Source organism: Methylosinus sp. is20ea, assembly GCF_059718135.1.
Genome location: NZ_AP046088.1, coordinates 3,328,986 through 3,346,390, shown reverse-complemented (window position 1 = coordinate 3,346,390; position 17,405 = coordinate 3,328,986). Strand labels below are relative to the sequence as shown.

The following is a 17,405-nucleotide window of genomic DNA, read 5'->3' as shown; positions in this document are numbered from 1 at the left end:
TCGTGAGACCGCGTTATTCGCTCTCCGGCGCGCGATCGGGGCCCCCATATCCCAACACTTCGACGGTGATGATCGAAGGCGCGTCGGAGCCCCCGGCGCCGGCTTGCGGCGTGCCCACCGCCTTGGCCGCCGCGCCCGCCTGGCTGGACGCCGAGGTCAGCGCGCCGACATTCGGCCCGGTCGTCACTGTCGTCAGGCCCGAGGCATTTCCGCCGACCTGAGCATTATAGGCGTTGGTGACGCGCTGTGCGACGATGGTGAGATTGCCGGCGGCCCGCACGCCGGCCGCGCCCAGATCCACCGTGCCATGCGGCGCGGAGAGGAAAGCGTTGGAAAGGCTCGGGTCCTGCGTCGGCAGGGTGACGATCGCGCCTATGCCCGCGCCCGTCACGAGGCCCTGCGGATTGACCGAGCAATAGCCGGTCGAATAGAGGCACACTTCGCTCAGCACCGGATTGGAGACATAGGTCTTCGGCCCGGAGCCCGCGTTTATGTCGCCATTGCCGCTGAACAGCTCCACATTGCCGCCCTGCTGCGTCATGATGCGGCTCTGATTGATCTGCACCGACTGATCCGTGTAGATGCGGATCGCGCCGCCGCGCAGCGTCAATATGCCTTCCTGATTCGGCTTCAGCGTGTCGCGTCCGGCCGAGCCGACGCGAATGCCGCCATTGGGCCCGATAATATTGATGTCGCCGCCCATTTGCGTCTCGACCAGCGAGAAGGGCATGACCAGATTCCCGATCGCCGAAAGGTCGGAGCCGCCGCTGCCGTCATTCGCATAGCCGAGGCTCTTCGGGAACAGCGTCCCGATCGCCTCATAGGCGCGCGCATATTTCAGATAATAGGAGCTCGACGCATTGCGATAATCCGTCGCCACCTGCGTGAGAAATTGCAGAAAGGCCTTGTCGACGAGGAGATGCTGATGCGTCGCGTCGAGCGTCTGGAACGTCGTCCAGGCCTGATCGCGCGACTGGCCGAGGCTGGCCGCGATGAAGGAGAGGAAATCTATGCCGCTCGTCCCGGCCGCGGCGGGATCGACATAATGCGAGATCGCCGCGGCGTAATCGACGCCATTGGCGATTCCATGGAGCATGTCGATATCCGCGCCTTTCGTCGGCAGATAGCTCTTCAACGTCACGAGCTGGCCTTGGGCGTCCTGCCCGCCGCCGGAGCCATTGCCGCCGGTGACGACGCCGAAGGAGGTGCCGCTGAGGTTGCCCAGTGGCCTGCGAATATTGCGGCCGGCCTCGATGAGGAGCGCGCCGGGGCCATAGAGATAATAACTGCCCGAAATATCGCGGCCGGCGACGACGCTGGTCACATCCGCATCGGTGAAATTGAGGCCGGTGAATGCGAACGTGCTGTCGCCTATGTCGCGGCCGACGAGGATTTGCGCCGGCCGCTCGACGGTGAGGGTTCCGTCGAGATTCAGGCCCGCGCTGATTTGCACCGGCTCGCTGTTCGTCAGCTCCGACGGCGCGAGCGTGTAGAAGGAGTAGCCGAGCGGATTGATATATGAGGATTGGTTTTCGATGGTATTGACGATCCGCGTCGCCGGAGGAGCGCCCACGGTGAGGCTGTTGGTGATTATGATCGAACCCGCCGCCGCGAGCGACAGGCTCGCCGTGTCGCGCCCATTGCTGTCGGTCGGATAGGCGAGGATCGTCCGCACGCCACCAGAGTCGACGCTGATGCTGCCCTGCAGTGCGGCGATTTCGAGGCGCGGCGGCAGCAAGGTGGACGCCAACGCGTTGCGGCCGGCCGTCAGCGTCATCGCATTCACACTGCCGGCGAGGGTCGAGAGCGAGAGGCCCGCCTGCGCGCCATAGCTGGTGAAGGGACTGCCCCAAGTGTTGGTAGCGACGGTTGTTCCCGGCAAATACTTCTCGCCGCTGCCTGTGTTCATCAAGAACGGAATGTAGGCGCCTGTTCTCGAAAACAGCGCCGTCGCCGGGTCGAGCAGCGTCCCGAGCGTGAGATCGCCCTTGGCGGCGACGGAGACATAGCCCTCCTCGACCGCCAGCAGCAGCGGATAGGGGGCCGCATCCTTCGCGCTGGTGATCGGATTGTCGACGGTCTGCTTCACGGAGCCGCCGACCTCGATGCGGCCGGAGCCGCGCCCGACCAGAAAGGCGCTGGAATTGAGATCGCCGCCCGCCTGCACGAGCAGATTGCCGCCGCCGTAATAAATTGCGTGCGGCGGATCGGCGGCGGTGAAGCCGCCGGCGACGATGAGCGTCTCCGGAATGGAGGCGGCGACATCGGTGATGTCTCCGCCCGCCCGCAGCGTGATATTGCCGCCGCCGAGCGCGCCGAAATTCTGGAAGAAGCTCGCATAATTGACCCAGGCCGAAGTCTGGCAGGCGGCGGAGCCGGCCACGGAGCAGCCGGAGAAAGGCGTGCTGTCGCCGTCCGACTTGCCGAGATGAAAGAACCAGTCTGACCACAATTCCTTGACCGTCGTGGCGGCGACGCCGATGATGGAGCCTCCGGCGGAGACGATGATCGACCCTCCGCCCGTTCCCCAGGCAGGCGTCGAGATCAGCCCGTTCGGATTTGCGTTATAGTTGCTGGAGAGGATCGGCGCAGTGTAGTCGGCGGGCGTCGTCGCGGCGGCCCCGGCCGTGTAGACGGCGCCTTGAACGACCGGGTCCGCGAATTGCACATTGCCCGCCGCCGCCAGAGTGATCGAGCCCGTGCCGGTGCGCACCATGGTCGGAATATAGACCGTCGCGGAGGAGGCGAGGGAATCCGTGTAGGAGGTGTGTCCGTTGATCACTATGCTGGCCGTCGGCGCCTTGGGATCGACGACGCCGCTCCGCGCGACGACCGCATTGGGATCGACTGAGGAGGCGCCGCCCGAACCGAAATAGGCCCCGGCGACGAAATCATAGGACGAGCTGGCCCCGAAGCTCGCGGGCATCAGCGTCGCCACGGAAGTGGTGTTGTAATTCGCGATCGTGACCGACGCGCCGAGGTCATTGGTCGTGACATTGTTGGCGGGATTATTGGCGATGGCGTTGCCGGGCCCGGCCGCAGCGCTCCCCGCGAGGACGATCGCGGGCGTTTCCGCTACGGTCGGAAGATAGGGCATCACTCCGAGCCACAGCGCCGTCTTGCCGATCGTGTTCGTGGCGTCGCCGTTGACGCCGCCCGGCTCGACCTTGTTCTTGAGGCCGGTGTAGTAAGCGCTCCAATTTTGATAGGCGGTTCCGGCATAATAGGTGTGATAGTCGGTCGAAAATTGCGCGGCGGTTTCGATCGCCCCGCCGGCATAGACGCCGCCATAGGCCGGCGGGATGGGCGCGAGAATGGTCGAAGGATAGGTTCTCGGATCGACGCCGCTATTGGCCGGCGCCTGACTGTATTTGGTGTAATAGCTCGTGATATAGCCGCCCATCTTCGCCGCATAGGCCTGATAGGCGCTGGCATATGCGGCATAGCTCTGATAATGCGACGGATTATTGTCGAAATTGGTCAGATTTTGCGTGACGCCGTTCACCGAGCTCGCCGGCGTCGCGAAAGTCTGCGTCACTTCGTCCGGGACGCCGGCGACGCCCGCGACATAATGCGAGCCCACATAATTGGCGTTATAGGCCGCCACATAGGCGGCATAGGACGAATAATGCGTCGGATCATTGTCGAATGCGCCGGAGCCCGAGGCCTTGGTCGTGATATAGAGCGAGCTCGCGCCGCGGCCGATAGTATCGATTATGCCGAGCAGAGAATTCGAATAATCAGAGTAATAGAGCGCATACCAGGTGTTTTTATCGAGCTGATTATAGGAGGACGGGAAAGAGGTGGGCGGCGCGGCGATCGATGTCATCCCGGGCATATAGGCCGATGTGCCGTAAGTGTTCTTCGAAGTGTAATAGCTCGCCGCCTCCGCGAGGGAGGGACCCCGGTCTGTCAGATCGGCCGCGACCGCGGCGGCGAAGAAGGGATCGCTCGTCTCGTAGAAGCCGTCGCTGATCGTCGCATTCACCAGGATATTGTTGACGGCGCGAAGCGTCAGCACGCCCGGCTCGCCGCCATTGGTCGTCCGGTAGAAGAGATTGAAGGCGCTCGTCGCCGTATTATAGACGCCGGCGCCGAGGTTCCAATTGGAGGCGACGGTCACATTGCCGCCATTGACGCCGGCCGACGGATTGACGAGATCGATCTCCGGCCGCAGATGCAGCGAGCTCGCGGGCAGAGCGGCCGCCGGCTTGTCGCCGATCTGCAATTTGGCTCCCGCGAAATTGGCCGCCACCGCCGCCGCATTGCCGCTGAACGGATTCTGGACGAAATTCAGCAGCGTGTTCTGATAGAAGCCGACATGCGGCAGATAGGCGCCGCTGGCCGGCGCCGCATAGGTCGAATTCGGATAGAGACCGGATATCGCCGAGATGATCTGCGCGCCCGATCCGTTGAAGAAGCCGGCCGGGTCGATGATCCCGTCGAAATGCCGCTGTATCTGCGCCTGCTGCGCCGCCGTCAGCGCATTATATTGCGCGACGCTCGTGATCGCGCCGCAGCCTCCGGAAATCAGCGTGCAGGAATCGGTCGTGCTCCACACTGCGAAAGCGTCGAGCACGACGCCCTGGCCGCTGGCGTTCCCCTTGGCGTCGGCATTGGTGACGAGCGTGCCCTTGAAGCTCACATTGACATTGTCGTTCGTCAGGATCGGCGCGCGCACCACGACCGCGCCGCCGGTATTGTCGACGCCCGCGCCGCCAGGGCCGCCTCTCACATCGAGGACCGCGCCGCTCTCCACGACGATCGCTCCCGAGCCGGACACATTCTGATACCCATAGGTCGCGTTCACCGTTCCGTCCGTCGCGCCCGTCGTGCCGAGCGTGATCGTTCCGCCGCGCTGGTTCAGCGCGCTTTCGCCATTGGCGTAGCCCGGATCGTCCTTCTCCGTCGCGACATAATGCGCGTCGAGCGTCGCGCCGGACCGAATGAGAACGCCCGTGGCGCCGGGATCGGTCGCAGCTTTCGTATTCGTTCCGGCGCCATAGAGGGTGACGCCGCCGCTCGCCGAGCCGCTGGCGTCGATCGTTCCACCGACGACGACGCTGCCTCGATTGGCGACGAGCAGCACTTCGAGCGAGTTCAACGTCACGCCCGTCGGCACGACAATGTCGCCCGGCTGATAGAGAGACGCGGCGAAACGGCGCGTGAAGCCGCCCCAGGGCAGATCGCCGACGAGCGTCCCCGAGCTCAGCACGAAGCTTCCGCCCGTATCCTTGTATTTGGCGGAGCCGTCGAGCGTCCCCTGCAGCGTCGTCGTTCCGGCATTGGAGGTCGTGATAGAGACTGCGCCCGCATAGCCGCCGCCCAGCGAGCCGTCGGGATTCCTCGCGGCCGAGACATCGACCTTCGCGCCGCTCGCGATCGTCACATTTCCGCTCTGCGAAATGAGATTCACCGCGCCGCCCGGCGCATATTCCGTGCTGTAGCCGAGCACGACGCGCGTGCCGGCGGCGTTCACCAGGGCGCCGTCGGAAAGCGTCACGTCGCCCTTCGTGGCGGTCAGCGACAGGCTTCCCGCCTGCGCCGTGATCGTGCCCGAGTCGACGATGCTCGCGGCCGTCAGCGACAAGGAGCCGCCGATCTCGGTCGCATCGACGGAGGCCGGAGCGCCCGTCGAGCGAATGGCCAGCGCGCCGCTCGTCGTCAGCGCCTGCGTGGAGCCGGAGGCGGCGACGACATTGGGCGAAGACAGCACGACATCGGCGGCGCCGGCGCCATTGCCCGCCGTCAGCGCGCCGGAGCCGACGAAACGGATCGATTTGCCGGCCTGCAGCGTGATCGTGCCGAAGCCGTTCGCCGTCATCGTTCCGGCGCTCTGCGTGATCGTCTGGCCCGCGACGAATGTCAGCTTTCCATTGCTTCCCGAAAGGCCGTTGGCCGTCGTCGAGGCGCTTTGCGTGTTCGTCAGCGTGATATTGGAGGCGTAGACGCTGGTCTCGCCGCCCTCGCTGTAGAAGCCGCCGCCGTCGAAGACGATCTGCCCGATCGGATGGGCGGCGTCGCCGATGGAGAGGCCGCCGACATCGTGGAAATCGAAGGCCGAGACGCTGCGCAGGCGAACCATATCCGCGCCGGCGAAATTGGCGATGTTCGCATCGGTCAGAGTGAGGCCGCCGGAGGCGCTGGCGCCGCCGAAATCGATCGCCTTGGCGGCGAGATCGAAGCCTTTGGCGATGAGCGTGGCGGCGCCGATGCGATTGACGCCGCTCGAATCGATGGTGAGCGCGGCGACGCCGTCGATCGTCACGCCCTTGGCGACGGCGGCGTCGACGAGCGTCGACGTTCCTGGCGCCGTGCCGATCAGGATCGAACCGTTCTGCGCCGTCGCATTGCTGCGCGTGACGGAAACCAGAGAGCCGGTCGAGACGCGCAGCAGCGCGCCGTCGCCGGCGATGGTGATCGCCCGGTCGCCGCCGCTCGGCGCCGCTCCGACGGCGGAGATCGCGGCGCCGTCGTCGACGCGAATGCCGCCGCCGCCCGCCTTGGTCACGATGAGAAGCTGCGGAGCGCTCAACGAATGCCCGGAGTCGTTGGCGATCTCGATGTCGGTCGCGACGCCCGTCACCGCGAGATTGCCCGAGGAATCGACCGCCGACGCGCCGCCGATCAACAAAGTGGTCGCGCCGACCTCGTCGAGCCGGTCGGCGTAGAGCTTCAGATAGCCGGACATGCCCGACGGAACCGCCGAGTCCTTGGCGCCGAGGACGAGGATCTTGGCGGCGCTGACCGCCAATTGGCCGCCGACGCCGACGATATCCGGCGCGAGCGGGCTCACCCCCGCCGCGAAGCCGAAGGAGCCGCCCGGATCGAGCGAGAGAGAATTGCGGGCGGCGAAGGTCAGGGCGCCGCCGTCGACCGGCGAGGCGGGAATGGCCGTGCCGGCTGTGAGCGCGAGATTGCGGATGAAGCGCGCGCCCGGTGTGATGTCGATCTGCGAATATTGCGACCAGGTCGATTGCGACTGCAATTGGAACAGCACGGTCTGCGAGGAGCGCGTCCCGCTGACGACATTGGCGAAATTGCCGGTCACATAGAGCGATCCGTCCATCGACGCATAGCTCTGCGTCGCCGCGCTCTTCACCGATGCGGAGGCGACGGTGACGCGATAGGCCCCGGGCAAGGTCGCGTACATGCCGGGCATCAGCGTGTAATAGCCGGCCGCTACGCCATTGCCGCCGGAAATATAGATCGCCGATCCGGCCGTCGCGTTCAGCAGGCTGGAGCTGAAGGTGTTGAAGATGCTGGAGAAGGTCGGATCGTAAGGCGCGACTTTGGCGGAGGAGGTCGGAACGAGGGCGTAGACGGCGGAGCCGGCGAGCACATTGCGGCTGCCGCCGACGCCGGCGACGAATTCGCTGGCGTAGATGTCGCCGCCACCCGAGAGATCGAGCCTGGCTCCGGCCGTTGTGGCGACATCGGCGCCGTTGAGCGTGATCGCCTTGGTCGGGCTCGAAGTGAGGCTGAAGCCCTGATAAACGGAGCTGCTACCGCTGGAGGAGGTATTTCCGACGTACCAGGCTTCGCCGTCGACCGTGAACCCGTAAGGGACGACCATTCCGGCGGCGGAGACGGAGGTGAGGCTCTCGGCGCCGAGGGTGACGCTCTGCGTCGTCGTCGTATTGCCGAGCGTGATCTGGCCGAAAGGGGCCCAGAGCGTGCCGTTCTGCACGATATTCTTGGCGTCGACGATGATCGCCCCGCCGGCCGACAGCGGCTGGCTGGCGACGCCGGTCTGCGCGATCGTGATCGTGCCGCCGGCCATCAGCGTGAAGCTGGTTCCGCTCGTCGGATAGATTTCCGCCGCCTTCAGCGTCAGATCACCGCCGGCGCCGAGCGAGCCGACGGAGCTGTTGCTCGACTGAGAGCTGTTATATCCCATCAGCCGGATCGCGTCGGCGCTGGCGAGCGTGACGGAGCCGAAGTTCTGGAAATTGACCGTCGAGCCGCCGCCGCCACTCAAGCTCTGCGTCGGATTGCCGATATCGATCCATTGCGCCGAAAGGGTCAGCGCGCCGGCGCCGGATGTCGCGGCTGCTAACGTAGGGGAAGGCGGTTTGAGCCAGATATAGCCGGCGGTCAAATCCACGGTCCGGGCCGTGTCGGAGGCGGCGCCGTCGGCGGGCAGCGATTTGAGATTGCCGGGGAGGAGCAGCGATCCGCGCAGATTGATCGACTGCGACCCGACGAAGGCGACAGTATTCGAGTTGAGCTCGATCGAATCGAAGCCGCTGCCCGTCAGCGTGTCGACGCCGACGAAAGCGCCTGCCTGGAAGGGTGTATTCGACGCCAATGCGGCGCCGACAACGCCCGCCGGCTCGACGTAGATCGAGCCGGGAAGGCCCAAATAGTCTTTGTTCGTCGACACGCCGCGACCGGAGAGAATGCTCGGCACGTTCGCCGCCGGAATTCCGATCCGGAACGGGCCGCCATTCGCCAGTTCCGCGCCGCCATGCGCGCTGACCGAGCCTGCGAAATTGAGGGCGGATGTCATGCCGATCTGCAGGACGCCGCCGTCGCTCCAAATTTTCTGCGTGACGACGCTCGGCCCGAGCAGTCCCGCGCCGGAGGGAATCTCGACCTCCGCCGACGTCCCATCGAGCAGGAAGCGCGAGCCTTCCTGCGCAGTGACCGAATAGCCGTAGAGCGTGATGGTTCCGGCGTCGAGCACGCTGCCAGTCCGATAGGCGGTCTGCGTCGGGTCGGGAACGAAGACGCCGCTCACATCCAGCACCGCATCGGCGCCGATCGTGAGCTGCTTTGGCGCCACCGTCAGCTGGGCCCCGTTGGAGCCGTTCACGCCGAGGCCCGTGTTGGCTAGAACGATATCGCCGCCGGGCGCGATGATCTCGCCGAGAACGGTGACTGGCCCGGCGGCCGTTAGCGTCACCGTGGCCTGCTGGGACGCATTGGCTTCCGCGATGATGCGCGCGCCCGTGTCGAGCAGCGTGCCGGCCGTCGTGCTCGGCCCCGTTTCGCCGTAGATATAGCCATTTTCCTGCAGCGCGAAGCTCACCGGATTGCGCAAGCTGTCGGGCGCGAGGCCGACCGTCGCGACATTGCGCAGCGACGCGCCGGTCGGCAGCGACAAGAGCGCTTCGCTCGACGCGAGATAATTCGCCTGTCGCAGCAGCACGGTTGTGCCGGCGGTCACTGTCGAGCTGCCATAGACGCTGGTCAGCGAATAATTCGAAAAGCCATTGTCGGTGAAGAAGCTCGCCGGCAGGACGATCTCTCCGGACCGCGCGCCGGACGTATAGGATGTGATCGCGCTCGCCTGCCCGTCGATGGTGATCGTCGGCGCCTGCAGGGTGAAGGTTCCACCCGTGTCGAAGCCGTTGGAATAGATCGTCCCGCCGAGAACCACCGTCGCCGTATCTGGCTGATTGCCATTGGCCGGGCGCTCATTATAAGCGTCAGGGTTTCCGAGGGGGACGGGCCCGACGAAGCCTCCCGAGTAGGCGACCAGCGAAAGGCTCCCCCCCTTGCCGACCGGCAGGCCGTCGGAACCCGGCTTCAATTTGCCATTGGATCCGACATAGCCGCCGCTCGACACGTCGATGACGCTGCCCGGCGAGAGAATGATGCTCTGCGTCGCGTCGACAATGTTTCTGACCGGGGATCTGCTCTGGATATAGCTCGCGGCCAAGGTGGTGATGCTGACCGAGCCGGCGTTGACGAAGGCGGAGCCCTGCAATTGCTCGCCGACGGCCCCAGCGTCGTTGATCCAGAGCCCATGAACGTCGAGAAGCGCATGCGATCCGATCACCAGATCCGGCGGGATCGATTTCGGAAGTAAATCGGTGCTGTAGACATGGCCGGTCAGCGTGATCTTGCCGGCGGGCGCGATGATCGAGCCGTCGATCGACTCGACATTGGCGAGCGTGACCGAGCCGCCCGGCGCGACCTGCAGAACCGCGCCCGTGGCCATGTTCACGGTCGGTTGATTGGTCCCGGAGCCCTGGATCGTGATCGAGGCGAAGCCTGTCTCGGTCAGCCGATCCGTCAGAATGGGCAGGACCGAGGGCGCGCGCCAGCTCGAGCCATAGCTGTAGGAGGAGAGGCCGTAAGGATCCTCGCCGGCGTCCGCGCTCGATTCGAGCAGATAGCTCGACACCAAGGCGTTCGCCGAGGTGATCGTCAGCGAGGCGTCGGCCGGCAATTGCGCGAGCGAGGTCTGAACCGCCGTCCCGCCGCCCTGCGCATTGGCGCGCTGTCTCAGCCCCGCCACCGTCTCGCCGAGGATCGTCCCGGCGAGGATCGGCGCAGCCGCGATCGACAATGATCCGGCGCTCGCCCCCGCGATATAGCTCGACTCGTAATTGCCCCTGCTCATCAGCGGATCGACATAGGTCTCGGTCACGCCCCAGCGCGAATGATCGACCGCGAAGCCGTTCGCCGCCGCGACGCCCACATAGCGGATCGTCGGATCGGCGCTGCCGATGTCGTAGAGGCGGCCGTCCGCGCCGACGAGCCGCGTCGTGCTCACTAGCGAGCCCGTGTAGGTCACATAGCCGCCAGAGAGATCGACGATGGAGCCGGGCCGCTGGATGAAATTCGTCCCCGAGACGCTCACCGAGCCTCCGACCGTCAAAACCTCGTCGATCGACTTCGGGATCAGCTTGGCATAGCCGGAGGCGTCCACGATCGGCGAGCCGACCCAGGCGAGGCCGTCCGAGCGCGTGCCGGAGAGCCGCGTGTCGATCGTCACCGTCTTGCCGATGAGCGCGGCGGCGAGCGGCGAATCGGCGATCTCGTTCCGCGTGACGAGGATGGTCACGAGGAAATTGGAGATCGGGACTCGAACATCGGCGAGGCCCGAGACGTCGATCGCCGCGCCGCTCTCGAGCAGCACATCGGATCCACTCAGATTCACCGCGGCGCTCGGCGCCCGCAGCAGCGAGCCGGGCTGGAAGTCGACGCCGGTTCCGCCGGCGATTCCGTTGGAAATCGTGATCTTCGGCTGCAGGCTGCTCGTGAAATAATCGGCCGTCGCCGTGCCGGTCGGAACCGCGCCGCTGTCTTCGTCCGGCAGAATGGCGGTGACGCTGTCCGGCCCGAAGACGACGCTGCTGGCCGCGAGATTGATCGAGCCGGGACGCGTCACGCTGGTCGTCGCCTCCAGCACGGCGAGCTGCTGGATTGTTCCGCCGCTGGCCGTCACATTTCCGCTCGGCGCCGACAGCAGACCGTCGTTGGTCACCGAACCCAGGTAGGACGAAGCGGGAGAGGTGGACCCGGAAGTATTGATGGTCCCCGCGGACGTGCCGAGTTGGATCGCCGTATTCACGCCGGTCGCCGTCGAAAGCGGCTCCGCGAGCGACACCGTTCCCTGCGCGGCGAGGATGATCTGGCCGTTCTTCGTCGTGATCGAGCCGGAATTCGTCACATTGGAGCCGAGCAGCGCGACATAGCCGCCGTCGCCCGTCGAATTGACCGATGTCTCGATGAACGCGCCCTTCTGAACGACGAGCGCGCCGCTTCCCGCCGCCGCGGGGAGTTGGCCGTCGATCGTTCCCATGGCGAAGCCGGCGGTGTAGCCGATTGTCGCCCCGCTGGTCGGCGGCGCGATCGAAAAGAGTCCCTGCCCCGCATTGCCGCCGACGAAATTATTGTTCGCCGCGATCTCGTTCGGCGGCGCATAGGCAGCGATATCGCCGAGACCGTCGACATGCAGCGTCATCTTGTTGTAGGCGGCCGTCCCGTTGAAGACGCTCGACGCAGGCGTTCCGTCTATGTCGAGCGAGGAGGCGATCAGCGAATGGACGTTGATCTGCGCGCCGGCGCCGAAAATAATGCCGTTCGGATTGATGATGAGCACTGTTCCATCGGCCTTGATCTGGCCGAGGATCCGGCTGGGCGTTCCCGTCGCGTCGATGCGGTTGAGCGCCACCCAGCTCGCATTGCCCTGCTGGTCGTAGACGACAGTCGTATTGGGCGAGACATTGTAATAGAGCCAGGTCATCACCGCCTGTGCGGCCGTCTGCTTGATGGTCACCGTGGTCTTGCCGTCGCTGGCCGACTGTATCGGCAGATCGGCGTTGATCCAGAGTCCGGGCGTCGTTCCGACGCGCGGATCGGAGACGAGACCCGGCAGCTTGCCATTGCCGCCGACCGAGAGACCATCGGCGATCGACGAATTCGTCGCCCCTGCCGCCGCCGCGCGCGCGGCCGCTTGCGCCGCTTGCATAGCCTGAATCGCCTGCGTCGCGCGCAGCAGCGATCCCTGGCTCTGCTTGGCGATGGCCGCGGCCTGCTGCGCCTCTGTCGTCGCTGCGTCGACCGCGACGGTCGGCGCGGCGGTCACTCCGGAAGCGCGCCCGAGCGGCCGCGCCGCCGCGCCGTCGAGCCCTTGCAAGACGATGAGCGACAAAGCGATCGCGCTCGCTCCCGACAGCAGAACGCGCCGCGAGGACCGAGCCCGCGGCCTTACGAGCCCTAGCGCCGATGCTTTCGACTCTCGGCGGGCGGCCGAGCCGCAGCGATGTCCTCGGGATATCGGAGCGTGAGCGCGATCTGTCATGTCGATGCCATGTGTCTTGCGAGAGAATGTCAATGTGACGTGGGCGTGCCGAATCCTGTCGCCGGATCGCCGCTCGCCGGAGCCGCCGCGTCCGTCTCCACGCTGCGACCGGCCCCATTCGCCTGCGGTCCGCGCAATCGATCACGCAAATAGACGATGAGCTCCTGCGCGAGCTGGTCCCAGATTTCGACATGGGCCCGCAAGTGGCTTTTCGTCACGCCGCCGACAATGGAAATATCCATGCAGAGCGCGAGGAACGGCCCGCTCAACTGGAGACGCGAAAACCGTCGCGCGACATTCCAGTCGTTGACGAGGTCTCGCGGCAACTCACCATTCACTTGAAGAATGGACACGAACGCCATATCGGCGAAACGCACGCTTTCATCGCCGACCAAGCGATTGCCCGGTCGAATATCGAAGGCGAGACCGCTGGTCGCCGAGCGCAGATAAGCGACATTCGCGACCGGATCGGACACGGTTTCGACGCGGTAGCCCGCCTGCTGGAGAAGATCTCGCAGATCGTCGAGCGTCAAGGATGTGACGAGGATCTCGGACATGAGCGACCTTTCACGTGGAATTATTTTCGAACGCTGTCGAGCAGATTCGACAAGGCGATTTCATTGACGACAGCCGGACGCTTCTTCAGCAGCTCGGCGACATAGGCGCGGCGCAGCGCGTTCGCCCGCTCGGTCCGCATTTGTTGTGCGAGCTGCTCGCGCGCTTCGGCGAGTGAACGCGTGTAGGACGCCTTCGTGTCGATCAGCTTGACGATGTGCCAGCCGTCGTCGAGGCGGACCGCCTCCGAAACCGCGCCTTTGGCAAGTCCCATCACGCGGCTGCGGATCTCCGGTCGAATCTGACCTTCCGACAACCAGCCGAGATCGCCTCCATCGCTGGCGTCATTTCCGGCGCGCGCTACCGCCGTGAAATCGGCCCCGGCCGCTTTCAACTTGCGCTCGATCTCATCGAGCGCCTTCTTCGCCTTATCCTCGATCGCGCGGTCGGCGTCCTTCGGCGCCGAGACGAAAATATGGCCGAGCTGAAACTGCCGCGGAACGACGAAGACGCTGCGATTTGCGTCATAGGTCTTCTGCAGCTCCTCCTCGCTCGGGTAATTCGCCGGAGGTATCGACACCGACTGCAGATAGAGCTCTACGAGCGCGCGCTCCCGCACTTGCTCGAGCTGGGCCGCGACATGCGGCTGTTGGTCCCACTTCTTCGCGATCGCCTCCTGCAGCACGACGCGCTCGTTGAGCATGAGACGCACCATCTGATTGAGCAGCGCCGGCTCTTTGGCGATCGCCGCCTGCTCGCGCGCGCCGAGCGTCGCGACATACGCGCGCAATTGCGCAGAGGTGATGTCGCTGTCGCCGATATGCGCGACGACATCCTCATGCGATCTGCCGTCGACGTTCGTGGCCTCCGGAGATGCTTTCGGCTTGCTCGCCGCCTGCGGCGCAGGTCTGAGCTTGGGAGCGACGGCGCCGCCCGGGGGCGTTTCCGCCAGCGCACCCACCGGCGAGCCGATCACGGCCGCGAGGCCGACAGCGCGCGCCCCCCGGAGAAGGCTCGTAACGCGGAACAACACATGACTCATGGCTTCACCTTATGATCGAGGATCTTGTCGTTGTAATCCTGCAGGAGATTTTGGATTTCGACGCGCCGCACGCCCGTGAGCGGCTCGCTCGCCACAGCGAGATCCGCGAAATTCGCCGCCTCATAGCGCTCCAGCAAATCGCGGCCGATCTTCGCCAGCTCCACATTCTTGGCGTTACAGCTCTTGACGTTCGCCTTGTATGCTGCGGCCTGCGCTTCGAATTTGGCGCGCTCCGCGTCTTTGGCCCGCGCGACATCGGCGGCCTCCTCATAGGCCGCCTTCCACTTTTCCAAGGTCTCGTCGCGCTCTGCGATGCGTCGATTGAACTCCTCCACTGCTTCGCGATTCTGCTTCACGACTTGCTTGACTTCCGCCTTGGCCGCTCCAACCTGGTCCTTGAGTCGCGCTCGTTCGCTCTCCGCCTCAGTGAGCTTTGCCTGTAGCGCTGCGCGCTGATCCTCCAGCACACGCTGTTGCGTGATCGCGCCGCGCAAAGCCTCGCGAAGCCGGTCCGCTTCCGTGTCCGCTCGTGCGCCCGTGATCGTCGAGGCTGCGAGCGACACGGCGATAAAAAACATCGGAACTCGCATCATCAGAACTTCCCGTTGAGATCGACATGCAGAACGTCGACGGCGTAAGGGACTCCGGAGATGCTATTCGCACTCATCCAGCGCAGCGACAGCCACACATTCTTGCCGACTCCGAGATTCCCGCCGACGAAATAGCCCTTCAGATTCGTGCCGCCGAGTCCGAAGTCGGCGTCGACGAACGCGTCCACCATCGCATCCGACCCGAGATATTTGTAGCCGGCGAAGACATTCCAATCCCAGAGACGACGAATTTCCCTATGTCCGACAGTTGCGCTCGCGAGATAGCCGTATTTCCCGCCCACGTAATTGCCGGGGTACCACTCGTTGGCGCTCATCTGGAATGCCCCTGTCAGATTGTTCGCGAGAATATCCGGCCTGATCCTTCCGTCGAAGGCCGTGTTCACCAGATACTCGCCATTCAGAACGACATGAACCGGATCGAAATGTCCGAAGTCGATCTCGCCGGAGGCGACGAACGGCCGAAACTGCTGGGCGAGCCCGAAATATTGATATTGACTGGTCGTCCCGCCACTGTTCGAAGTGTCGCTGATGATCGAGCGCAGCGGCATGTAGGTATTGCCGCGTTGCGCGAAAGACGGCCGGGTCAGATCCGTATCACACCCGTCCGATGCGCTATAGACGCGGCAAGGGCTCGACAATTCTCCCTGCACCTTGCTGAAATCATAATAGGCGGCGGCGATCTTGAACGCATAATCATCATCGAGCTTGGCGGCGACGCCGAGTTGCCCCGCGAAAAGCCATTTATCGTGGCTCGGCAGCTTCGTCGGAGGGCCGCCGTTATAGGCCGGCAAATTGACTCCCGCGTTCAGATCCGTGTTGAAAACCGGAAAGGCTCCACCGGCGACGAAAGAGGTGATTCCTTCGGCGATCTCGTATTTGCCCTGCGCCGCGAAGCCGTCGAAGCCGATGTCTCGATACCAGACGAGATCGGTCGGCGACCAAAATGGATTGTCCATTCGTCCCGCGGTGAGAGAAATTTCCTCGAGCGGCTGATATTTGAAGAAAGCGCGATCGATCCATAAGGAATATTTCGAGAAATTGCCGCCGTTCGCGCCGAAGGTCTGGTTCTGCGACACGGGCGAATTATTCTCGCCTCCCGCAAAGCGCAAGCCGGCCGAAAAGCCATCGTGAAGATCGGCGACCATTCCGAGACGGCCGCGAAAGCGGAATTGATCGCGATTCTGCGTGACGTCATAGGTCGGATAGTAATAGGGGTTGGTCTTGCTCACATCATAGGGCGAGCCAGTGTTGATCGCGTTGAAATTGACGGCGTCGTATTGATCGTTTCCGCTGGGATAGTAGATACCGCGATATCGCAGGCGCATATCGCCATAGAACCGGATGCGCGACGCCCATTCCGGAAATTTGCCGGGCGAGGCCCAATTTTCCTTCTCGGCCTGCGCCATGACCTCTTTCTTGATGTCCTCGCGCAATTGCCGCTTCACCACCTCCGGCACATAGGTCACATGTTTGACGCCCGGCGGCGACGCGGCGGTCGCGGCGGCGGCCGCGATTTTCGCCGCATCACCCGCTTTCACAGTCGCATCCTTCGCCGCTTGGCGCTGCACATAGGCCTCATTGGCCGCCTGCTCGACGAGCGACTTCGCTTGCTCCTCCGTCAGCACACCCTGCTTGACGAGAAGATTGACCAGATTGATCGTCGCATTGGGCGATAGCGGCTTGGCTCGCGACACTCTGGCCGGCTTCGGCTCCGCGGTCTTTCCCTCGTCCGCGGCATCCTGCGCGACAACCGGAGCCGAGCCTGCGCATGCGCAAAGAGACGCGACGAAGACCAACGAACTGCGACGCGCTCCCGACTTTCTCTCGAACATGAAACTCCCCAGCACTCTTCAGCCCCGATGCGTGGCTTCGATTGAAACTATCTGCGCCGATCAACTCGGACGCTGCTCGGTGATCCGAATAATCATCGGCATCGGCATGCCTTTTGGCGGCGGCTCATGCAGAGTGAGATTACCGAACACCTCATTGCGGAGAACCGCGTCGAGCTCGGCGTCGCCGGTCGTTCCGTTGAGCTGCACTCTGGTCACGCGACCGGACTGATCCGCCCATAAGCGGATATTGCCGTGCATCGTCGCTTTGCGCGTCCGCTTGTGCGCTTCGAGAGCGGAACGAAGCTGCGATTGCACCATTGACGCATACCAACCCCATCCGCTTCCGCCGCCGGAGCCGCCATAAGGATTTCCACCCGGCTTGCCGCCGAGATTGAACAGATCGCCGGGTCCCTGCGCTTTGGCGTCGAGCGAGAGCGGTCCTGGCGGCGGATCGTTCTTCGCATCCTTGATCGCCGCCTTCTGCGGCTCATCGACTGGCTTCGGCTCCTGGAACTCCGGCTGGTCGACCTTCGTCTGCTCGATCATCTTCTGCTCGGGCGGAGGGGGAGGAGGCGGAGGGGGCGGCTGAAGAATATTGACGATGGAAAGTTCGTGAATTCGGCGAGGCGGCGGAAGATCGTCATGTCCGGAAAGGACGACGACGACGATGATCGACAGAGCCGCGACACCGACCGCGATCGTCGCCCGATGGCGGCGCAGCCAGCCTCTCACAGCCGCGTCATTACGATGCTGGAAAGCTTCACGCTCCGGCCGACGATAACTTTGTCCAGTCGACGAATTCATGACGCCGTCTCCGAATTTCG

6 protein-coding genes are annotated in these 17,405 nt (G+C 64.3%); all 6 read right to left on the bottom strand.

Annotation, left to right across the window (positions count from 1 at the left end; genetic code table 11):
* Positions 1–13 precede the first annotated feature (13 nt).
* The 6 genes from AC6IY7_RS15635 to AC6IY7_RS15610 all read right to left on the bottom strand — a co-directional run bounded on the left by AC6IY7_RS15635 (position 14) and on the right by AC6IY7_RS15610 (position 17,385).
* A complete protein-coding gene (locus AC6IY7_RS15635; RefSeq protein WP_497780335.1) occupies positions 14–12,391 on the bottom strand; it encodes a filamentous hemagglutinin family protein in 12,378 nt (4,125 codons plus the stop codon).
* A gap of 179 nt (positions 12,392–12,570) precedes the next feature.
* The gene (locus AC6IY7_RS15630) at positions 12,571–13,098 is read right to left on the bottom strand and encodes a YbjN domain-containing protein (RefSeq protein ID WP_497780334.1); all 528 of its coding nucleotides are present in this window, start codon (positions 13,096–13,098) and stop codon (positions 12,571–12,573) included.
* A 20-nt stretch (positions 13,099–13,118) separates the two neighbouring features.
* Positions 13,119–14,138: a peptidylprolyl isomerase gene (locus AC6IY7_RS15625; protein WP_497780333.1), complete on the bottom strand. Its 1,020-nt coding sequence runs from the start codon at positions 14,136–14,138 to the stop codon at positions 13,119–13,121.
* Positions 14,135–14,716 carry a hypothetical protein gene (locus tag AC6IY7_RS15620; RefSeq protein WP_497780332.1) on the bottom strand — a complete coding sequence of 194 codons (582 nt, stop codon included), beginning with the start codon at positions 14,714–14,716 and terminating at the stop codon, positions 14,135–14,137. The genes AC6IY7_RS15625 and AC6IY7_RS15620 overlap by 4 nt, the downstream gene beginning before the upstream one ends.
* Positions 14,717–14,730: 14 nt before the next feature.
* Entirely contained in the window at positions 14,731–16,581 is a 1,851-nt protein-coding gene (locus AC6IY7_RS15615) for a putative porin (protein WP_497780331.1), read from the bottom strand.
* A 60-nt stretch (positions 16,582–16,641) separates the two neighbouring features.
* The gene (locus AC6IY7_RS15610; protein WP_497780330.1) at positions 16,642–17,385 is read right to left on the bottom strand and encodes an energy transducer TonB; all 744 of its coding nucleotides are present in this window, start codon (positions 17,383–17,385) and stop codon (positions 16,642–16,644) included.
* Positions 17,386–17,405 lie beyond the last annotated feature (20 nt).

Bases quoted from the DNA above. Each gene is read 5' to 3' on its own strand.
- AC6IY7_RS15630 (WP_497780334.1), bottom strand. From the start codon at position 13,098: ATGTCCGAGATCCTCGTCACATCCTTGACGCTCGACGATCTGCGAGAT.
- AC6IY7_RS15625 (WP_497780333.1), bottom strand. From the start codon at position 14,138: ATGAGTCATGTGTTGTTCCGCGTTACGAGCCTTCTCCGGGGGGCGCGC.
- AC6IY7_RS15620 (WP_497780332.1), bottom strand. From the start codon at position 14,716: ATGTTTTTTATCGCCGTGTCGCTCGCAGCCTCGACGATCACGGGCGCA.
- AC6IY7_RS15615 (WP_497780331.1), bottom strand. From the start codon at position 16,581: ATGTTCGAGAGAAAGTCGGGAGCGCGTCGCAGTTCGTTGGTCTTCGTC.
- AC6IY7_RS15610 (WP_497780330.1), bottom strand. From the start codon at position 17,385: ATGAATTCGTCGACTGGACAAAGTTATCGTCGGCCGGAGCGTGAAGCT.